Origin of the sequence: Streptomyces albireticuli, from assembly GCF_021228125.1 — a bacterium.
Classification (GTDB): domain Bacteria; phylum Actinomycetota; class Actinomycetes; order Streptomycetales; family Streptomycetaceae; genus Streptomyces; species Streptomyces albireticuli.
Map to the genome: position 1 here is coordinate 21113 of NZ_JAJQQS010000026.1, position 19349 is coordinate 40461.

Sequence of the window (19349 nt, forward strand, 5' to 3'; positions counted from 1 at the left end):
GACAGCATGAACGCCAAGGAACTCGCCGAGGAGATGAAGCACCACCTCACCCAGGCGCGGCTCATCGCCAAGAGCGCCGAGGAGGAGGACCGGGACTTCACCCCCGAGGAGGCCGGCCAGCTGCGCGAGCACATGGCCAAGGCCACCGAGGCGAAGTCCAAGCTCGAAGCCGCCCGCGGCAACGAGGAGCTGCGTAAGTCCCTGGCCGAACTCGGCGACGACATCGCCCTGAACGCCAAGACCGACGACGACGGCCGCCGCCGGACCGCGTCGGGGTTCGAGCTGCCGGACCGGCGTAAGAGCCTCGGTGAGCAGTTCACCGACTCCGCCGAGTACGCGGCCCTGATGGCCACCGCCCCCAACGGGTCCTTCGGGCAGAAGCAGCGCGTCCAGTCCGGTCTGGCCGGCTTCAAGTCCCTGGTCACCGGCGCCTCGGACACCTCCGCCGGCGCCTTCGTCGTCAACGACCAGCTCGGCCTCCAGGTCGGCCTCAGCGCTTTCCAGCGCCCGCTGCGGGTCCGCGACGTCGTCACGCAGGGCACGACCACCTCCGACACGGTCGACTACGTGCGGATGACCTCGATCACCAACAACGCGGCCCCGGTCGCGGAGGCCACGACCTCAGCCGCACCGACCGCCCCGGCATCCGTGCCCGGCGCGCTGGTCAACGCGGCCGGAGGCGGCTACAAGCCCGAGTCCGCGCTGGCCGCGGCGAAGGTGACCACGCCGGTCAAGACGATCGCGCACTGGATCCCGGTCACCAAGCGGGCCCTGTCGGATGCCGCGCAGATCCGCACCCTGATCGACGCGTTCCTGCGCTACGGCCTGGAGGAGGAGCTGGAGGACCAGATCATCCAGGGCGACGGCACCGGCGAGAACTTCGAGGGCCTGGGCACCGTCTCCGGCGTGCAGGCGCAGGCGTGGGACACCAACGCCCTGATCACCCTGCGCAAGGCCAAGACCAAGGTCCGCACCGTGGGCCGGTCGATCGCCAACGCCTACCTCCTCAACCCCGCGGACGTCGAGACCATCGACCTCCTTGAGGACAACGAAGGCCGCTTCTACTTCGGGGGCCCCTCCGGTGTCGGCACCGCACAGATCCTGTGGGGCCTGCCGGTCATCGAGACCGAGGCCGTCCCCGCGGGCACCGGCTACGTCGGCGACTGGCGCAAGGCGATCCTGTGGGACCGCGAGCAGGCCACCATCCAGATGACCGACTCCCACCTGGACTTCTTCGTCCGCAACCTCGTCGCGATCCTCGCCGAGATGCGCGCCGCGTTCGGCGTCATCCAGCCCAACGCCTTCGTCGAGGTCGACCTCACCGCCTGATCGGAGCCCGCCATGCCCTACCTCCATCCTGCGGCGGGCGCGGCCCGCGAGGCCGAACAGACCGCCGCCGTCGCCAACGCCGCCGCAGCCACCGCCACGGCGGCGGCCGGCGCGACCCCGACCAAGGCCGAGTTCGACGCGCTGCTGGCGGACACCAACGCCCTGCGCACCAAGCTGAACGCGCTGCTGGCGGCGATGCGCACCTCCGGCCAGCTCGCGCCCTGATGCTGATCACCTCACGCATGGTGGACGGGCGGTGCCCGTGCGGCGCCGCGCACGCGGCGTGCGGCCCGCCCTCCACCAGCGTTCCCGTCGACGACAACTTCCAGGAGGTGGCCGTCGTGGGCGGCCCGCTGAAGAAGTACAAGATCCGCACCGCGAGCGGGGCCGAGACGGTGATGAAGTACAACGCGGCCGACGCCGCACGGTACGGCCTGACCGACGCCGACCTCGCCGAGACCCCGCCCACCCCCGAACCCGAGGGCGGAGCCGCGGGGAAGCCGGCGGGCAAGGCCCGCACGGCCGCTGCGAACAAGGCGCGCACGGCTGCGAACAAGGCACGTGGCCACTGACCTGCTGGCCGACCCGGCCGAACTGGCCGTGTGGCTGGGAAGACCGGCCGACGACCCCAAGCTCCTGGCGGCCCTGCGCGCCGCGACCCGCCGCTTCCGCGGCGCCGTCGGCCACCCGGTGACCCTCGTCGCTGGAGACACGGTCCGCCTGGACGGCAACGGCCGTGAGGTGGTGCTGCTGCCGGTTTGGCCGACGGCGGCCGTCGCCTCTGTCAAGCTCGACGGCGTCCTCCTCGTCGCGGGCACCGACTACGAATGGTCGGAGTCCGGGATCCTGCGACGGCTAGGTGGCCAGTGCTGGCCCAACCGGCTGGGATGCCTTGAGGTGGTCTACACCCACGGGTGGGCCCAGATCCCCGACGATGTCGCCGAGGCGATCATCGACCAGGCCCGCTCGCTGTACACGGTGGTGCCGGGCGTGCAGTCCAAGGCCGTCGGTGGCCAGTCGGTGACGTTCGGGGCGCAGGCGGCGGTCGGGGTGACGGCGCAGTGGTCGGCGGCGGTGGCTCGCCACCAGGTCCGTACCGGGAGCGACTTGTGATGATGTTCTTCGACCAGGACATCGTGCGCCTGCGCGCGGGCACCCGCGTGGACCGCGGTGGCAACGCCGTCCCGGACTGGTCACCGGACGCGGTCTCGCGGCTGGCGATCACCGAGGTCAGCATCCAGCCCACCACCGCCACCGAGACCGCCGCGCCGGAGCGCACGGCGGTGGTGACCGGCTGGCACGTGCAGTCCCAGCCGGGCACCGATCTTGATATCCGCGCCGCGGACCGTATCGAGTGGGACGGCATGATCCTGGAAGTCGACGGCGAGATCGCTCGCTGGACCGACCCGGTCGAGGGCGGCATCCACCATGTGGAGCTCGACCTGGTCCGCGCGACCGGATAGGAGGTGGTCATGCTCAAGGACTTCCGTCTGGACACCGCCGGTGTGCGCGAGGTCCTGCGCGGCCCGGCCGTGCGGGCCCTGGTCGACACCGTGGCGGCCGAGGTCGCGGCGAGCACGCGGGCGCTGGTCCCCGACGGGGTGCCCGTCCTCGTGCGCGCCTACACCACCGACCGCGGGGCGGCGTCCGTGGTGATCGCCCACCCGCGCGGCATGGCCCTCCAGGCCAAGCACGGCGTCCTGACCCGGGCCGCCGGCGCGGCCCGCCTGGAGGTCCGGGAGTGGGGCGCCCGGTGAAACCCCTGGTGATCTTCGCTGACGCGCAGGCCGCCGCCGCGGGCGTCCTGCGCACCGCCCTGGCCGGGCGGAGTGAGCCCTACGCGGCCGGGGTCACGGTCGGCACCCGGGTTCCCGGGGACCGGTCGCCGGAGATCCCGCACCTGCCCTACGTCCTGGTCCGCAAGGACACCGACCTGCCGCACTCCTCGATGGCCAACACCCGCGCGACACTGCGGGTCACCGTCTGGCACACCGACGCCGATCAGGCCCACGATCTCGCCCAGTTGTGCCAGGGACTGCTGATCGTCCACTCCGGTCCGGTGATCCGCGGCGTGCGCCCGGCCACCGGCCCGCTCGCCGCCGTCGACGACACCAGCCGTGGGACACCGGGGAGCGACATCGACCTGAGCACCTTCACCGTGCTCGCCAACGTCCGGCCCGCCACGGCCTGACCCGCCCCGACCGAACCGCGACGTCCTGACCACCCGATACCGAGGAGGACGCCGTGGCCGGCGACCCGACCAATGCCGCACTGTGGACCGACGCCGATGTGTACGTCGGGCCGCTGACCGCTGTGAACCCCGCGACGATCGATGACCCGTTCCCCTCCGAGTGGGACCTGGTCGGTCTCCTCGACGGCGACGACGGTTTCACCGAGTCCCGGGACGAGGACGTCGATGACAAGTACGCCTGGGGCGGCATCCTCGTCCGCACCTCCCGCGCGCACTTCAAGCTGACCAAGTCCTTCACCGCGCTGGAGGACAACACGACCACACGGGATCTGCTGTGGCCCGGGAGCACGGACTCCCAGATCATCGTGCCGCGCCCGGCCCAGGTGAAGATCGCGTTCGAGACCCGTGAGGACGACAAGATCAAGCGGCTGATCACCGCCCAGTACGCCGAGGTCACCGTCGACGGCGACGTCACCGAGAACGAAACCGACCTGGCTACCGCGAAGTTCATTGCGACGATCTTCCCCACGTCCGGGAAAGTCCTCTTCATCCGCCAGTTCACCGCCGGCGCCTGAGCCCCGGGGCGTGGTCCTTGCGTCGCGGTTCGGACCACGCCCCGGCCCACCCCTTTTCGGAAGGACCGCGGCATGCCTCCCACCTTCACGAACGACCAGATCTCCGCCAAGGCGACTCAGCTCGGCCTCATCACCGAGGGTGAGGAACTCCCGCGCCACCAGCGGAGCAAGGTCGTCGCCGCCCTTCTCCAGGAACGGCCCCGGTCGGCGGCCGCCTCCCCGGTGGCCGCGCGCATCGTCATCCAGCCCGGCGGCGCCGTCGAGGTCGACGGCCGCCCCTTCCCCTGGCTGGTCCAGTCCGACCTCATCGAAGTCACCCTCCAGCCCGACGGCGCCGGCATGGTCCGCCTGACCCTGCCCGCCCGCAGCATCCAGATCCGCGAACCCGCACCCGAGAGCGAGAGCTGACCATGGCACCCCGAACCGCGACCACACAGGACGACCAGCCGTTCGACTTCAACCTCGACGCCCTCCAGTCCGAGGTGGACCTCACCGCCTGGCGGGTCCACTGGGACGGGCGCAGGTGGACCTTCGCGCACATGCAGGCCCTCGACGTGTGGGCCCTGATGGAAGCGGCCGAGGGCGGCGACGTGACCGCCACGATCGGCATCCTCCGGGCTGCCCTCGGCGACGAGCAGTGGGCGGAGTTCCGCAAGATCAAGCTGCCGCAGTACAAGCTCAAGGCGCTCTTCGACGGCTACCGGCGCCACTCCGGGCTGGAGCCGGGGGAATCCGGGGCCTCTGCGAGCTGATCCGCCACCACGGACCAGCCGTAGAGGCAGACCTCCGCCGTGAATACGGCGTCCGCCTGCGCGACCTGTTCACCGGCGACCTGACGTGGCGGGAGCTGTCCAGCCTGGTACGCGGCCTCTCCCCCCAGTCCGCCACCCGCACCGCGCTCGGCGGCGGCCGCCTGGAACCCACCGGCGAACAGGTCCTCCTCGCCGACCTCGCCGACCTCCTCCAGCGCCTGGACTGGCACGTCCAGGCCACCGCCGCCACTAAACGCTCCGAACTCCCCAAACCGCCCAAGCCGTACCCGCGCTGGTGGGCCACCGGCCGCGCGGAGAACCAGCCCAGCCCCCAGCGCCTCGCGCGCCTGGACGACGCCCGCCGCCGACGCGCACATCGCCGGCAGGCCATCGCCGAGGGCCGCCTCGCCTGACACACCACAAGGGGGTGCCCGGTGGCGAACGTGGGCTACGCCTCGCTCCAGATCATCCCCTCCGTCCGCGGCATCGGCGACGAACTGCGCCGCCAGCTCGTCGGCCCCGCCGGGGACGCCGGCGAGGAAGCGGGGCAGGAGGCGGGTACCGGCCTGCGGGACAAGATCAAGCAGGGGGCTGCCGCCGCCGGCGTCGCCGCGGGCGCCCTGATCGTGGCGGGCCTCCACGAAGCGCTGGAGCAGGCCAGCATCACGGGCCTGCTCCAGGCCCAGCTCGGGGCGACCGGCCCGCAGGCCGCCAAGTACGGGAAGGTGGCCGGGCAGCTCTACAGCAAGGGGATCACCGAGAGCTTCGAGCAGGGCGCCGAGGCGATCCGGGCGATCGTCAACGCCGGCCTCGTCCCCCCGGACGCGACGAACAAGCAGCTCGAATCGATCGCCGCCAAGATGTCGGACGTCAGTACGACGTTCGGCACGGACATGTCGATGCAGACGCAGGCCGTCTCGGCACTGCTGAAGAATGGCCTCGCGCCCTCGGCCGAGGGTGCCCTGGACATCATCACCACCGGCATGCAGAAGCTCGGCCCCAACGCCGAGGACCTCCTGGAGACCTTCCAGGAGTACCCGGTCCAGCTTCGGAAGCTGGGCCTGGACGCCCAGACCTCCCTCGGCCTGTTCCGGCAGGGGCTCCAGGGCGGTGCCCGCGACACGGACATCATCGCGGACGCTTTCAAGGAGTTCTCGATCCGCGCGATCGACATGTCTAAGGGCTCGCGCGAGGCTTACGAGGCGCTGGGGCTGAACGCCGAGCAGATGGAAGCCCAGATCAGCAAAGGCGGGGAGGGTGCCAGAGCAGGGCTTCAGACGGTCCTGGACAAGCTGCGCGCCATGACGGACCCCGTCGAGCAGAACGCCGCCGCGGTCGGTCTCTTCGGCACCCAGGCCGAGGACCTCGGAGCCGCCCTCTTCGCTCTCGACCCGGGCAAGGCCACCGCCGGCCTGGGCAAGCTCGGCGGCGCTGCGGCCCAGCTCGGCAAGGACCTGCACTCCGGCCCGGCCCACGAGCTGGAAGTCTTCACCCGCACGCTCAAGCAGGGCTTCGTGGACTTCCTCGGCGGGCAGATCCTGCCGGTCCTCGTCTCCGGGACCTCCGCCCTGATCAGCGGACTGAAGGGAGTGGCCGCGGGCGGGTCGGCGTTCGTGGGCTGGCTGCGCGACATGGGCACCTGGCTGATCCCCCTGGGCATCGCCGTCGGTGGCCTGACCCTGGCCCTGACCGCACAGGCCACAGCGACGGCCGGGGTGACCGCGGTGTTCGCCGTGTACCGGGCGGTGATCCTTGCCTGGACCGTCATCCAGAACGGCGCCACCGTGGCGATGGGCGCCTTCAACCTGGTCATGAACGCCAACCCGATCATCCTGGTCATCACCGCCGTGGTCGCCCTGGGCGCCGCCGTGGTCGTGGCGTTCCAGCGCGTGGGGTGGTTCCGGGCGGGAATCATGGCCGCCTGGGCGGGCATCAAGACCGCCGCCTCCGTTACCTGGAACACCGTCCTCAAGCCCGCCCTCGCCGGGATCCAGACCGGTCTCCAGGCCGTGGGGGATGCGGCGGTCTGGCTGTGGTCCACCGTCCTCAGCCCGGTCTTCTCCGCGATCGGGCTGGCCGCCCGCGTCCTGCTGGCCATCGTCGTCGTCGCCGTCCTCACACCCATCTACCTCGCCCTCAAGTTCCTCGGCGCGCTGGCGATGTGGCTGTGGACCGTGGCGATCAGGCCCGCGTTCCAGGGCATCGCGGCGGCCGCGATGTGGATGTGGACCACAGCGATCCGCCCCGCCTTCCAGGGCATCGCCGCCGTCGCGATGTGGCTGTGGACCAACGCCTTCAAGCCCGCCATCGACTCCATCGTCGGCAAGATCAGGCTGCTGGCCCTGACGGCCACGTGGCTGTGGAACAACGTGATCGTCCCGGTCTTCCAGGGCATCGCCGCCGAGATCAGCCGCTGGTGGTCCCGGGTCAGCGCCACCTTCAACACCGTCCGCACCTACCTCACGGGCACCCTGGCCACCGCCTTCCGGTGGCTCCTGGACAACGTCATCCGCCCCGTGTGGAACGGCATCACCAGCGTCATCTCCAGCACCTGGCGCAATGGCATCAGCCCCGTCTTCGAGCTCCTCAAGCGCGGCGTGCGCGCGGTCGGCGACAGCTTCAACTCCGGCGCTGGCTACATCGGCCGCGTCTGGTCCACGATCAAGGACAAGACCAAGGGCCCCGTGCAGTTCGTTGTCGATGTTGTCTACAACAACGGCATCCGCAACGTCTGGAACGCGGTCGCCAAACTCCTTTCCCTGGGCAAGCTGGACACGGTCAAGTTCGCCCGCGGCGGCCGCACTCACGGGGGCGTGCCGGGGCGGGACTCCATCCCCGCCCTGATGATGGCTGACGAGTACGTCATCAAGCGCGACTCCGCCCGCAGCGTGGGCTTCGGGACGCTGGACTACATCAACCGCTACGGCGCCCTCCCGGGGTTCGCGGGCGGTGGCCCGGTACAGCGGTTCGCGGACGGCGGGATCGTCGACGACATCTGGGGCGGCCTGACCGGCGCCGCGAAGACGATCGGCGGGTGGACCGGTCAGGCATGGGACCTGATCACCGACCCCTCGGAGATCTGGGACAAGATGATCAGCCCGGTCCGCCGGAAGATCAGCAGCATCGGCGGCAGCCCCTGGGCCCGCGGCATGGCCCAGCTCCCCACCCGCATGATCAAGGGCCTCAAGGACAAGGTCGTCAGCACAGCCAAGGGCCTCCTCGACTTCGGCGGCGGCAGTGCGAACATCGGCGGATCCGGTGTACAGCGCTGGTCCGGCGTCGTCCTCCAGGCCCTCAAGATGGTCGGTCAGCCGGCGTCCCTGCTCCAGACCGTGCTCCGCCGCATGAACCAGGAGTCGGGCGGCAACCCCCGGGCGATCAACCTCTGGGACTCCAACGCCAAGGCCGGCGACCCGAGCCGCGGCCTGATGCAGACGATCGGGTCGACGTTCGCCGCCTACGCCGGACCGCTCCGGTCGCGCGGCATTTACGACCCGCTCGCCAACATCTACGCGTCCATGCGGTATGCGCTGGCCCGCTATGGCTCGCTGGCCTCGGCTTACAACCGGCCCGGCGGCTACGACAACGGCGGATGGCTGATGCCGGGACAACTCGGCTACAACGGGCTGCGCACTCCCGAGGCGATCCTCACGCCCTCGCAGTGGCAGGCCCTTTCCACCGCCGCGACCAGCGGCGTGGGCGACCTACACGTCCAGGTCTACGTGGGCGACCGGGAGATCACCGACATCGCGCGGGCCGAGGTCCGCCGCTCCAACGGCGAGCTCGTCCAGACCCTGCGCGCGGGACGGAGGTGAGACGTGGCCATCGCCGGGAACTTCCTCAGCACGACGACCGAGGCCGTCGACCCGAACACGTCCGGCTGGGTCGCCAAGCTCAACTGCACGATCTCCCTGGGATCCGGCGGCCGGAACGGTGACGGGGTCCTCGCCGTCCGGTCGGTGGCGTCGGGGGAGATGCAGGCCCGCACCGTCTCCAGCTACAGCGTGGTGCCGTGGACCCAGTACGAGGCGTTCTGCGACGCCTCCGGAGCCACGGTCCCGGAGCGGATCGGGATCCGCTGGCTCGACGCCGCCAACACAGAAATCTCCATCACGTGGTCGCTGACGACCGCGTCGGCGTCGGCGACCTGGCACCGGATCGCAGTCGGCGGCGAGGCACCGGGTACCGCGGCGCGGGCCCAGGTCGTGGTGTCCTCCACCCCGGCCGCCGGCGCCGTCTTCTCCTACTACGAGAACTTTTTCTTCGGCTACCCGGTCACCACGGTCGGGAATCTGTTCGGCTTCAACACGGAGTCGAGCGAGATCGACGCCACGGCGTGGCTCAACGAGCTCAACTCCACGGTAGCCCGCCAGGCCCCCATGGTGTCGTGGCCGGTCGACTGGTACCTCGCCGGCGGGCACGTCATCGCGATGACCGCCTCAGCCAACGGCAACGCCTCCATGCGGTCGACGGACCGCCCGGCGGCGACACCGGGCGTGGAGTACGTCGCCCACTGCTACCTCAACCCGCCCACCAGCGGCTCGGTCACCTGGGTGGAGCTGCGGTTCTACGACTCCGGCGGATCCCAGATCGCCGCCACCCGCAGCGTCCTCGCCGCCCCCGGCACCGGCTGGTACCGGCAATACGCCTCCGCGACCGCGCCCGCGGGTACCGCCTCGTGCTCCATCGCGGCCGGCATCGACACGGCGACCGCCGGGCAGGTGCTGCGCGTCGACACCGCCGTCGTCACCACCGCCCCCATTCTCCGCGCGGGCAGCGTCCTGCCCTATGCCGACGCCTCCTTCGAGCAGGATGTGGCCGGGTGGACCGTGGTCTCCGGCGTCGCCACCATCACCCGCTCCACACCATGGGGCACGTACTTCTTCGACGGCGCCTACGCGGGCACGATCACCTCCAGCACCGCCACCACCAGCGTCATCCGCTCCGCCAAATTCCCCCTGCCCGCGGGCACTGGCGGCCTAGACTTCCGCACCGAGGTCTACAGCAACGTGTCCGCGGGCGGCTGGACGCTCACGCGCGGGGTCCGCTGGTACGACGCCGCGAACACGGATCTGGGTCTGACCAGCGGCTCCTCGGCGGCCATCCCCACCCCCAACTGGTGGCTCCTCGGCAACACCTTCACCGCACCCGCGACAGCGACGCAGGCCGCGATCGAGTACACACTCACCGCCACCTCGGGCAGCAGCGTGTGGCGCATCGACCGCCTCGCCCTGTGGCAGTCCCTCCCGCTGACCGACGTCGAGGCCCACGACGACACCGCGTCGATCACCCTGACCCTGCGCGAGCTCACCGTCGGCGAGTACATCACCATCTACCGGATCACCCCGGACGGCACCCGCACCCTCGTCCGCGGACCCAGCGGGCTGATCAGCCTGGTGGCGATCACTTCGGATCTGACGGTCATCGAGGACTACGAGGCCCCGATCGGCGTCGAGGTCTCGTACTACATCGAGCTCCGGGCCACCCTCTCCTCCACCCCCGGTTTCCGGGCCAGCAACGGCATCACCCTCACCGCGGGCGACGCGAACATCTGCTGGATCAAAGACCCCGGGCAGCCACAGCGGAACGCGTCCTTCATGGTCGTCTCGCCCCCGCCCTGGAAGCGGCCGATCACCCAGGCCGCCTACCGGGTCCGAGGGCGCCGGAACCCCGTCGTGCTCTCCGACGTGCGCGGCGGCCTGGAGGGCGACCTCGTCATCTGGACCCGGAACGACGCCGAAGCGGCCGCCCTGCACTGGCTCCTCGACTCCGGCAACACGCTCCTGTGGCAGGTCGTCCCCGGCATCCATGAAACGGACCTCTACGTCACCGTCGGTGAGGTCGCTCTCCCGCGCCTCATCGATCAGACCGACGAAGACTGGCGCCAGTGGACCCTCCCTCTCACCCAGGTCGACATGCCCACCACCGTCGGCGTCGCGGGCTCCGCTGGCCGCACCTGGCAGGACGTCCTCACCGGTTTCGCGACGTGGCAGGACGTCCTCGACGCCTACGCCACGTGGGAGGACGTTCTCTTCGACCGGCGGATCGGAGGGTGACGTGTACTCCGTGAGCAGCCGCTTCCTCGCCGCCATCGCCGAGTCCGGCCCCCTGGCGACCGAGGTCGTGCTCTTCCGGACGGACGGGCGCGTCGAGCGACTGGAGCACACGGGCGGATCGGTCACCGTCGACCGCGGGCAGGCTGTCCGGCGCACCTGCTCCGTGACGCTGGCGGACACCGCTCTGATCCCGCGCACGCCCACGGACCGGCTCAGCGTGTACGGGGCCACCCTGCGGATCAGCCGCGGTGTCCAGTACTCCGACGGGTCCACGGAGTTGGTGCCGCTCGGGGTCTTCCGGGTCGACTCCGTGGCCGGTGACGTCGACGAGGGGCCCGTCACCATCAGCGGGAAGTCGCTGGAGGCGGTCGTCGCTGACGACAAGTTCACGGCCCCGTACAGGGCCAGCGGCACCGCGGTCGCCGCCGTGACCACGCTGATCCAGTCCAGCATCCCGGCCGCCTCCGTGATCAACAGGGCGACCGATGCCGCCATCGGCCCCCGCACATGGGACATTGAGGGCGACCGCTGGGCCGCCGTCGCCGAAATCGCCGCCGCGATCGGCGCCGAGGTGTACGCCGACCCGGACGGGGACTTCGTCATCGCCGAGTTCCCCGACCTCCTCACCACCACCCCCGTGTGGACGATCGCAGCGGGCGAGGGCGGCGCCTACGTCTCGGCCAGCCGCGGCATGACGGCCGACAAGGTCTACAACGGGGTGCTCGCGCGCGGCGAGAACACCGAGACGAACGTCGCCCCGGTCTCGTCCCTGGTCGTCGACAACGACCCGACCTCGCCCACGTACTGGAGTGGCCCCTTCGGCCACCGGCCGGCGTTCTACACCTCCAGCACCCTGACCACGACAGGCGCCTGCACGGCCGCGGCCACGCTGAAGCTCCGCGCGGCAGCGGCCCCGAACGCGAGCGCGGACATCTCCTCGCTGCCGAACCCTGCCCTGGAGCCGGGCGACGTGATCCGCGTGCTCTACCCGGACGGCACCAAAGAGCTCCACCAGGTGCAGTCGTTCACCGTCCCCCTCGACGTGGGCGGGGACTTCACCATCGCCACGATCTCCGCAAAGGAGGACTCTTGAGCTCGTCTTCCGCCTCCCCGGCCGACCTCGCGGACGCCATCCGCCGCCAGGCCGTGCAGGCCGGCGCCGAGACCCCGGCCGTGCGCGGCGCGGACTGGCGGCTGGCCACCGTCGCCACCGTCAACACGGACGGCACCATCATCACCACCGACGGGATCACCGCCCGCAGGCTGGAGACGTACCGGGCCCCGGCCGTCAACGACGTCATCGTTGTCACGGTCTCCGGCAACGGAAACTGGATCGCCGCAGGGCGCATGGCCACGACGCTCGACACGGTCGGGACGAAGCTCTTCGCGCGCAAGACAGCCAACACCGCACGCAACACTACGACCACCCTCGCCGATGATCCGCACCTGACAGTGACCGTCACCGCGAACGCGGTCTACGAGCTGGCCCTGACGCTCTTCTGGACCGGCCCCAACGCTGGCGGGATCAAGGGGGCCTTCGCGGTCCCCTCCGGGACGGCTGGCCGCTGGTCCCTGTACGGGCCCGACGTCAGCATGACCGCCGGAGGCAACACCGCGCAGGTCCGCGCGGACTCCGTTGGCTCCCTCACCACCGCCCTGCCCGCCGGCTCCTCCGACACCAGCCACGCCATGACCGCGCAGCCCACCGGGCTCGTCGTCGTCGGAGGGACCGGCGGTTCCTTCACATTCCAGTGGGCCCAGAACACCAGCAACGCCAGCGACACCACGCTCTTCACCCACTCATGGATGTCCTTGATCCGAGTCGCCTGAGGAGGCGCCCATGCCCACGACCGACGCCTACGGGCAGGGCGTATCCATCGCCGCCCTCACCGACGCCCCCAACGCGGCCACGCTCGCGCAGAACATCGCGGACGGGCTCGCCCAGCGGGGCGTGATGCGGTTCGCGTCCGCCTCCGCACGGGCGGCCACGGTCACCAGCCCCGTGGAGGGGATGGAGTCCTGGCTCCAGGACACCAATTCGCTGGAGGTCTACGACGGGTCGGCGTGGAAGGCGGTGCCCTACGGCACCCAGTGGACGAGCTACGCCGTGGCCTGGACCGCGACGACGACCAACCCGAGCCTGGGCAACGGCACCCTTGTCGGGCAGTACATGAAGATCGGTACCACCTGCCACATCTACATCAAGCTCGTGATCGGCTCGACCACGAACGCCGGCTCCGGCACCTACCGCTTCAGCCTGCCGTTCACCACCGCGACGATCACCAACTCCGACCCCGGATGCCTCGTCGCCGTCTTCTCCCGGGCCACAACCCCCAACCACGGCACCGGCAACAGTCCCCTCGGCGGCGGCTGGACCACCACCGACCAGATCTGGTTCCCCTCCTCCACCCCCGGCGACGAGAACGTGTGGACCAACACCCAGCCCTGGGCGCCCGCGACGACCAACGTCTTCCGTATCCACGGGACCTACCAGACCGCCACTTGACCAGCAGCACCATCCGCGAACCGCGCCCCCGGAGAGGGGCAATTTTCATGCCCTGGAGGCACCCATGGCCTGGTACCCAGGCGCCCAGAAACTGGAGCTTCAGCCGGAGTCGGACGCCCAGGAGGCGATCCGGCCGACCCAGTTCATCCTGCACAGCATCGCCGCACCCTGGACGCCGCAGCGGACCTACGAGTACTGGCGCGACAGCACCAACCTGGAATCGCACTTCGGCGTGGGCTTCGACGGGTCGTGCGCGCAGTTCATCGGCACGCAGACCAGGGCCGACGCGAACTACCGCGCCAACGCGCGCCCGGACGGCACCGGGGCGGTGTCCGTCGAGACCGCGTCCAACCTGGACGCCACCGACCCCTGGACCCCCGCCCAGATCGAGACCCTCATCAAGATCGGCGTGTGGCTCCACCAGCAGCACGACATCCCACTGAGGATCTGCCGCACCGCCGACGACCCCGGCTACGGCTACCACCGGCTCCACGCCGCCTGGTCGACGAGCGGGACCAACTGCCCCGGTGACGCCCGCGTCCAGCAGTTCCGCGAGGCGATCTTCCCCGGCATCGTCGCCCGCGCCGGCGGCCAGCGAGACCCCCAAAGCCCCCAGGAGACCGTTGTGCCCTTCGCTCTCGGCGAGTACACCGGCGCCACTCTCAGCCTGCCGCCGAACGTCTGGACGACGCTGACGGTCGGTCGCCAGGACCTCATCTCCGGCGCCCAGTCCTACACCGCCACCGCCTTCCTCACCCTCAAGGCCAAGCCCGGCGGCGTGCTGCAAGGGCGCTTCTACCACCAGAAGGCCGACGGCTCCCGCTGGGACGGGCCCATCGTCGAACGCATCTGCACCGAAGGATCATCCTTCGCCGACTTCACCCACGCCGGGTCGATCTCCTCTGGCGAGACGGTCCGCTTCGAGATCACCTACGCGCCCACCAGCGCCCTCGACACGGCCCCCGCCACCATCACCGCCGCCCGCGCCCGCGGCCTCTACTGGAAGTAGACAAACCATGACCACCACCAACGTCATCCGCACCGCGAAGACCTACGCCCGCGACCTGGCCGAGCGCGTGATCTGGACGTTCCTCCTCGCCGCCGGGGGCATCGCCCTGGCCGCCGGCCCCGCCGACATGCTCAACGTGTCCTTCTGGCACACCGTCGCCACCGCGGGGATCGCGGCCGTCGGCTCCCTCCTCAAGGGCCTCTTCGCCCGCGTCATCGGCGACCCGAACAGCGCCTCCACCAGCTCGGCCGTGTGATGCGGCGGGCCGTGACCCGGCTGCGCCGGATGCTCGGCCGCCGCGGCACCATCCTGCTCGCCTACGGGACTGTCTGGGCCCTCTACGGCTACGGGCAGCTCACCATTCCCCAGCCCGACCAGCGCGGCCTGACCCTCGTACTGCACCTGTGGCCGCTCTCCACATGGGCGTGGCTGTGGATCACTGCCGGGACCATCGCGATCGCAGCCGCCTGGATGCCCCCACGCCGGGACTGGTGGGGGTTCCTCGCCCTCGTCGTGATCGTCATCCCCTGGACCCTGTCCTACCTCGCCAGCTGGTGGCCCCTTGGCATCTTCCCCCGCGGCTGGGTCGCGACGGCCGTCTGGACGGTCATCTCGGTGCCGGTCATCGTCGCCGCCGGGTGGCCCGAGCCCCCGAGACCGAAGGGGGACCCGCGCCCATGAGCCCCGAGACCCTCGCCTCGATCGGAGTGTCTCTGATCACCGCCGTCTGCGGCGTCTGGGCGGCGCGGGTGGCACGAAGAACCCCTCGCCAGGAACGCCGCGACGACTTCGTCGCGGTGTCCGAACAACAGGGCAAAGCGATCGAACGCCTTGAGGGGCGGATTCAGCGGCAAGAGACCGAGGGGGAGCGGCAGCGCGAGCGCATCGCCGCTCAGGACACGACCATCGCCTACCTCCATACCTGGGTACGCCTCCTCGCCGGCCACATCCGCAGCCTCGGCCACGAACCCCCACTGGCACCCCAGCCCGTACCCGCAGAGGTCCGGCAGCTCCTCCGCGACATCGACGTGTGAGAACTGGAGTGCCATGCCCGACCAGCAGCCCACCCCCGTGCCCGCACAGCCGCGCACACCACCAGCCGCCGACCTCGGCACCCTCGAAAACCTCGGCTTCATCGACCCCCAGCCCGAGCCGTCACCGGAACCGCCGACGCCACCGCTCGACGGCTACGACGTCACCACGTGAAGATGCCCCGCTGCCCGAGGGGCGGCGGGGCATCTTCGCGTGATTCTGCGGCTAGCCGCAAAAGCACGCGAAGTTGAAGGTGATGTCGTGGCCATCCTGGTCGGTGACCAGGATGTCCCATGCCTCGCCCCGGGTAGCGGCCCGGGTGACGGCGGCGCCCATCGTCTCGATGGCCCTGGTGCCGCTGAGGGTACGAGCGACCGCGCCCTCCGGGGTGGCGTAGGTGAGTGTGTACTGGGGCTCGCTGCCAAGGCGGCTGCCGGTGCGGTAGCCGGGGATCTGCTCGTGGCATTCCTGCCAGGTGGGGCGGCTGCGGTGGCTGTGGACGCGTGCGATGCCATGCTCAGTGCCGCTGGTGGTGTGGGCGGTGTACTCGATGAGGTGGATGGTCATCTGCGCCTCCTCGGACTGGCTGTCTGAACAATTCGACTGTAAGGGGACCCCTTACAAACCGTCAACCCTCCCCTTACGATGAGCTCGTGACGACACCGCCAAGCCCCTTCGAGAACCTCAAACACCTTGCCGAGCAAGACGACGCAGAGCGGCGCGCCATGGACGTCAGCGCGGCCCTCCGGGCCATCCCGGACTTGCAGAAATGGCTGCGCGAGATCCGCCAAGGGGCCGTCCAGGAAATGCGCGACCGCGGAGCGAGTCACGCCGGGGTCGCCAAAGTGATCGGCACCAGCCGCGCCCGTGCACAGCAGATTGCGGAAGGTCGCGCCACCGGGAAGCGCGCCGACGATCGACGAGACGAAGGGGGCCCCGACGCGTCGGCCGATGCTTAGCGCCCCCCACCGTCACCCTGCTAGGTGGAGGACTTCCTCATTCCCTCAGGCCTTCCTCCGGGAGGCAGCCGGTGCAGGGCTCGATCCCGGGCTCGCGAAGGGCGAGCCTCGCCTCCATGCGGTTCAGCGTGGGGCCGGATGAGAGGTGGCAGGTGGAGCGGTGCAGGCGGCCGAGGGGCCTCTGCGGGTCGGTGCGGATCCGTTCGAGCGTCCACGCCTCCGCCGCTGGGGAGACTGGAGGGTGCTGGAGCTCGGCGATGCTCCGCCGGACAGCCCGCAGCTGTAGGTCGAGGTACGTCTCCAGGACCGTTAGGCGGGGCAGATCCGGCGGCAAGTCGTTCATGTGTTCGAGTGTAAATCGAGCGGAAGGTGATCGCTTCCAGGGCTAAGCGTCAGGCTCGGGCTCCGGGTGTCGGACCGCCTTCTTCACGGCCATCTCCAGCTTGTACCGGGACTGGCTGGACTCCTCCGCGTGCGCGGTCACGGCTGCCAGTGCAGCCACGGACGCCTCCCACCACGCGATCAGCTGAGCGTCCCACGCCTCGCCCTCCAAGCCGGCGAGGCCCTCCCGGGCGGCCTCCGCCGTGCGCTCCAGTTCAATCAGGTCATTTGGGATATTTAGGTCACTAGACACGTGATCGATTCTCAGCCGCTCCCTGGCCGAATCACGCCGCCCTGCCGTACCGGGCCCGCCGCACCGCCGCCACCCACTCCGCCCGCAGACCCTCGTACACCACCCGCTCCGACGCCGTCAGCCCTCGACCCCGACGTGCCGCGAGGAACGTGCGGATCAGCTCATTCACGGCATCGGGACCCGGGGACGTGCAGGACGACGGCATGAGAGGGAGAGTACGGGCAGGCACTGACACCGGTCAGACTCCCGCCACCAACTCGACGAGCCGACGCGTATTTGTCAGGTCCGGCAGCGCCGCGCCCGCGCCGGCCGCCCGCAGTTCTCCCTCGCTGCTTCGCCCTGTCGCCACGGCGATCACCCGGACTCCGCTGGCGACGCCTGCCTCCACGCCAGCTGGCGTGTCATCGAACAGCACCGCCTGCTCTGCCTCCAGGCCAGCGCGCTCCAGGGCGATCCGCACCAGGTCAGGCCGCTCATCCGCGTCCTCCCCGTAGGCACCGAGCTCCCAGCGGATATGCCGGTCGAGCCCGAACACCGCCAGCTTGATCTCCGCGACGGCGCGCACGTTGCCGGACACCACCGTCTGCACGATCCCGTCGACAGCGGCCAGCGCGCTCAGGGCCGCGGCAGCACCGGGCAGGGCGTGACCGCGCTCCCGCAGCTCCGCCGCCCGCTGCACGTGCGCCTCCGCCAGCGCCTCAGCGAACCGCTCGAAGTCGCTGCGGCTGCTATCGATCCCGTGGAGTCCTGCGGTCTCCCGGAAGATCACCGGCTCGGTGATCCCGTCGATCTTCGCCTGCCGCTCCATCCGCCGACCGGTGACCCGCTCGAACGCCGCTGCGGACAGCTCTCTGCCCACACCGCGCGTGTCGATCAGCGTGTGGTCGATGTCCCACAGCACGATCCGCCGCATCCGACTCCTCCCCAGGGCCCGCCGCCAGGGACAGGCTGTCACACGAACGAGCCGACGAAACCACTCTCAGCCACCCGCAGCGCTACGGTGAACTCCAGAACGGGAACCACCAGTTCAGGAGCCAGCATGGTCAGCGACCTGCCCGTCGGCGCACGCATCAGATACTGGCGCAGACGCAACGGCGGCCGATCCCAGGCCGCCATCGCCGGCCTGTGCGGCATCACCGAGGACTACCTCAGCAAGATCGAGCGCGGCCAGAAGGCGCCCTCCTTAGACGTCCTCGTCGCCCTCGCCCGAGAAATCGGCGTCCCAGTCACCGCCCTCCTCGACCACCCGACGCCCGCCGACGAAAGCGCCCCGCACCAGACGGCACCCGACGTCGCCCGCATCCTCATGGGCTACAGCCCACCCGGCCACGGCGCCCCCGTGGAACCGGCCGTCCTCCGCGAGCGCGTCGAGGCGGCCTGGCGTACCTGGCAGACCTCCCCCACCCGCTACACTGACGCCGCCACGATCCTGCCCACCCTCCTTGCCGACACCGAACGGACCGTCCGCGCCCACCGAACGGGCCCCGACGCGGGGGCGCGCCGGGACGCCCTCCGTGCCGCCGCCGATCTGTACGGCCTCCTCCGCTCCTACTGCCGCCGCACCCAGCGCCTCGACCTCTCCCTCCTCGTCGCCGACCGCGCCCTCCGGGCCGCCGAAGACGCCGACGACCCCCTCCGCATCGCCGCCGCGCAATGGAATCTGGGGCACGTCCTCCTCGGGCAGCGCGAGCCCGAGGGTGCCGAGCAGGTCGCCACCCAGGCAGCCGAGCAGCTACAGAACGCCCCCGCCGACGCAGACGGTGAAGCGCTGGCTGGAGCCCTGCACCTCGTCATCTCCACCGCCGCAGCCCAGCGCCGGGACTGGTGGAGGGCCCGCGCTCATCTCGAGCAGCAAGCCCTGCCGCGGGCAGAGGCAGCCGGGGAGGGCAACATCCACTGGACGGTGTTCGGCCCCACGAACGTGCACCTCCACGCACTGGGCATCGAGATGCTGGCCGGAGAGGCCGCCGAAGGACTCCGCCACGCCGACGACATCGACATCTCCCAGGTGTCATCCATCGAGAGGCAGTTCACCTTCCTCCTCGACGTCGCCCGCTGCTACGACCTCCGCCGCGAGGACGCCGCCGTCCTCGTCCACCTCCTCGACATCGAACAGCTGGCCCCCGAGGACCTCACCCGGAGTCTTCCTGCCCGGCAGATCGTCGATCGCCTCCGGCACCGGGTCCGCCCCACCTACCGTCGGCAGGTCGAAGCCCTCGTCGAGCGCCTCGGCATCGACAGCGAGTTCGGACCTGCAGGGCACCCGGACTGACAGTCCGGGGTCGAGCGCCCCATCGCCCCTACCT

At 70.5% G+C, this 19349-nt stretch carries 27 protein-coding genes; 22 read left to right on the plus strand and 5 right to left on the minus strand.

What is annotated here, in order from left to right:
* The first annotated feature begins 6 nt into the window (after window positions 1-6).
* The 10 genes from LUZ64_RS33450 (at window position 7) to LUZ64_RS33495 (ending at window position 4847) form a co-directional block, all read left to right on the plus strand.
* Entirely contained in the window at window positions 7-1329 is a 1323-nt protein-coding gene (locus LUZ64_RS33450) for a phage major capsid protein (RefSeq protein WP_095583338.1), read from the plus strand.
* A gap of 12 nt (window positions 1330-1341) precedes the next feature.
* Entirely contained in the window at window positions 1342-1554 is a 213-nt protein-coding gene (locus LUZ64_RS33455) for a hypothetical protein (protein WP_095583337.1), read from the plus strand.
* A complete protein-coding gene (locus LUZ64_RS33460; protein WP_095583336.1) occupies window positions 1554-1901 on the plus strand; it encodes a hypothetical protein in 348 nt (115 codons plus the stop codon). The genes LUZ64_RS33455 and LUZ64_RS33460 overlap by 1 nt, the downstream gene beginning before the upstream one ends.
* Window positions 1891-2442: a head-tail connector protein gene (locus LUZ64_RS33465; RefSeq protein ID WP_095583335.1), complete on the plus strand. Its 552-nt coding sequence runs from the start codon at window positions 1891-1893 to the stop codon at window positions 2440-2442. The genes LUZ64_RS33460 and LUZ64_RS33465 overlap by 11 nt, the downstream gene beginning before the upstream one ends.
* On the plus strand, window positions 2442-2792 hold the full coding sequence (locus LUZ64_RS33470; RefSeq protein WP_095583334.1) for a hypothetical protein: 351 nt from the start codon (window positions 2442-2444) through the stop codon (window positions 2790-2792). The genes LUZ64_RS33465 and LUZ64_RS33470 overlap by 1 nt, the downstream gene beginning before the upstream one ends.
* Before the next feature lie 9 nt (window positions 2793-2801).
* A complete protein-coding gene (locus LUZ64_RS33475; protein WP_095583333.1) occupies window positions 2802-3086 on the plus strand; it encodes a hypothetical protein in 285 nt (94 codons plus the stop codon).
* 8 nt (window positions 3087-3094) lie between these two features.
* On the plus strand, window positions 3095-3520 hold the full coding sequence (locus tag LUZ64_RS33480) for a hypothetical protein (RefSeq protein WP_232399020.1): 426 nt from the start codon (window positions 3095-3097) through the stop codon (window positions 3518-3520).
* A gap of 53 nt (window positions 3521-3573) precedes the next feature.
* Window positions 3574-4095, plus strand: coding sequence for a hypothetical protein (locus LUZ64_RS33485; protein WP_211305111.1), 522 nt, complete (start codon window positions 3574-3576; stop codon window positions 4093-4095).
* A gap of 72 nt (window positions 4096-4167) precedes the next feature.
* On the plus strand, window positions 4168-4503 hold the full coding sequence (locus tag LUZ64_RS33490) for a hypothetical protein (protein ID WP_095583332.1): 336 nt from the start codon (window positions 4168-4170) through the stop codon (window positions 4501-4503).
* Between the two features lie 2 nt (window positions 4504-4505).
* The gene (locus LUZ64_RS33495; protein ID WP_095583331.1) at window positions 4506-4847 is read left to right on the plus strand and encodes a hypothetical protein; all 342 of its coding nucleotides are present in this window, start codon (window positions 4506-4508) and stop codon (window positions 4845-4847) included.
* Here LUZ64_RS33495 and LUZ64_RS33500 read toward each other — a convergent pair.
* Window positions 4793-5077 (minus strand): hypothetical protein, encoded by a 285-nt coding sequence (locus tag LUZ64_RS33500; RefSeq protein WP_143593377.1) that lies wholly within the window; start codon window positions 5075-5077, stop codon window positions 4793-4795. The genes LUZ64_RS33495 and LUZ64_RS33500 overlap by 55 nt on opposite strands.
* Before the next feature lie 204 nt (window positions 5078-5281).
* On the opposite strand from LUZ64_RS33500, the gene LUZ64_RS37655 reads away from it, so the two are divergent.
* The 10 genes from LUZ64_RS37655 (at window position 5282) to LUZ64_RS33550 (ending at window position 15624) form a co-directional block, all read left to right on the plus strand.
* Window positions 5282-8662 carry a phage tail tape measure protein gene (locus tag LUZ64_RS37655; protein ID WP_095583329.1) on the plus strand — a complete coding sequence of 1127 codons (3381 nt, stop codon included), beginning with the start codon at window positions 5282-5284 and terminating at the stop codon, window positions 8660-8662.
* Between the two features lie 3 nt (window positions 8663-8665).
* Window positions 8666-10903 carry a hypothetical protein gene (locus LUZ64_RS33510; protein ID WP_232399022.1) on the plus strand — a complete coding sequence of 746 codons (2238 nt, stop codon included), beginning with the start codon at window positions 8666-8668 and terminating at the stop codon, window positions 10901-10903.
* A 10-nt stretch (window positions 10904-10913) separates the two neighbouring features.
* Window positions 10914-11996 (plus strand): DUF5047 domain-containing protein, encoded by a 1083-nt coding sequence (locus LUZ64_RS33515; RefSeq protein ID WP_232399024.1) that lies wholly within the window; start codon window positions 10914-10916, stop codon window positions 11994-11996.
* Window positions 11993-12733: a hypothetical protein gene (locus tag LUZ64_RS33520; protein ID WP_095583327.1), complete on the plus strand. Its 741-nt coding sequence runs from the start codon at window positions 11993-11995 to the stop codon at window positions 12731-12733. Before LUZ64_RS33515 ends, LUZ64_RS33520 begins: the two co-directional genes overlap by 4 nt.
* Window positions 12734-12743: 10 nt before the next feature.
* A complete protein-coding gene (locus LUZ64_RS33525) occupies window positions 12744-13409 on the plus strand; it encodes a hypothetical protein (protein WP_095583326.1) in 666 nt (221 codons plus the stop codon).
* 64 nt (window positions 13410-13473) lie between these two features.
* Window positions 13474-14418: a peptidoglycan recognition protein family protein gene (locus tag LUZ64_RS33530; RefSeq protein WP_095583325.1), complete on the plus strand. Its 945-nt coding sequence runs from the start codon at window positions 13474-13476 to the stop codon at window positions 14416-14418.
* A 7-nt stretch (window positions 14419-14425) separates the two neighbouring features.
* Window positions 14426-14674 (plus strand): hypothetical protein, encoded by a 249-nt coding sequence (locus LUZ64_RS33535; protein WP_095583324.1) that lies wholly within the window; start codon window positions 14426-14428, stop codon window positions 14672-14674.
* 11 nt (window positions 14675-14685) lie between these two features.
* Window positions 14686-15099 carry a hypothetical protein gene (locus LUZ64_RS33540; protein ID WP_143593376.1) on the plus strand — a complete coding sequence of 138 codons (414 nt, stop codon included), beginning with the start codon at window positions 14686-14688 and terminating at the stop codon, window positions 15097-15099.
* Complete coding sequence (locus LUZ64_RS33545; RefSeq protein ID WP_095583322.1) at window positions 15096-15452, plus strand: hypothetical protein; 357 nt, start codon at window positions 15096-15098, stop codon at window positions 15450-15452. Before LUZ64_RS33540 ends, LUZ64_RS33545 begins: the two co-directional genes overlap by 4 nt.
* A gap of 13 nt (window positions 15453-15465) precedes the next feature.
* A complete protein-coding gene (locus LUZ64_RS33550; RefSeq protein WP_170116864.1) occupies window positions 15466-15624 on the plus strand; it encodes a hypothetical protein in 159 nt (52 codons plus the stop codon).
* A gap of 51 nt (window positions 15625-15675) precedes the next feature.
* Here LUZ64_RS33550 and LUZ64_RS33555 read toward each other — a convergent pair whose 3' ends face one another.
* Complete coding sequence (locus LUZ64_RS33555) at window positions 15676-16017, minus strand: hypothetical protein (RefSeq protein ID WP_095583321.1); 342 nt, start codon at window positions 16015-16017, stop codon at window positions 15676-15678.
* Window positions 16018-16103: 86 nt separating this feature from the next.
* On the opposite strand from LUZ64_RS33555, the gene LUZ64_RS33560 reads away from it, so the two are divergent.
* A complete protein-coding gene (locus tag LUZ64_RS33560; RefSeq protein ID WP_095583320.1) occupies window positions 16104-16409 on the plus strand; it encodes a hypothetical protein in 306 nt (101 codons plus the stop codon).
* Window positions 16410-16446: 37 nt separating this feature from the next.
* On the opposite strand, the gene LUZ64_RS33565 is transcribed toward LUZ64_RS33560, so the two are convergent.
* The 3 genes from LUZ64_RS33565 to LUZ64_RS33575 form a co-directional block, all read right to left on the minus strand.
* Window positions 16447-16752 (minus strand): DUF6233 domain-containing protein, encoded by a 306-nt coding sequence (locus LUZ64_RS33565; protein ID WP_095583319.1) that lies wholly within the window; start codon window positions 16750-16752, stop codon window positions 16447-16449.
* A gap of 42 nt (window positions 16753-16794) precedes the next feature.
* On the minus strand, window positions 16795-17043 hold the full coding sequence (locus LUZ64_RS33570; protein WP_095583318.1) for a hypothetical protein: 249 nt from the start codon (window positions 17041-17043) through the stop codon (window positions 16795-16797).
* Between the two features lie 238 nt (window positions 17044-17281).
* On the minus strand, window positions 17282-17956 hold the full coding sequence (locus tag LUZ64_RS33575) for an HAD family hydrolase (protein WP_095583317.1): 675 nt from the start codon (window positions 17954-17956) through the stop codon (window positions 17282-17284).
* 126 nt (window positions 17957-18082) lie between these two features.
* Between LUZ64_RS33575 and LUZ64_RS33580 the strand changes: the two genes are divergently transcribed.
* Entirely contained in the window at window positions 18083-19315 is a 1233-nt protein-coding gene (locus LUZ64_RS33580) for a helix-turn-helix domain-containing protein (protein WP_095583316.1), read from the plus strand.
* Window positions 19316-19349 lie beyond the last annotated feature (34 nt).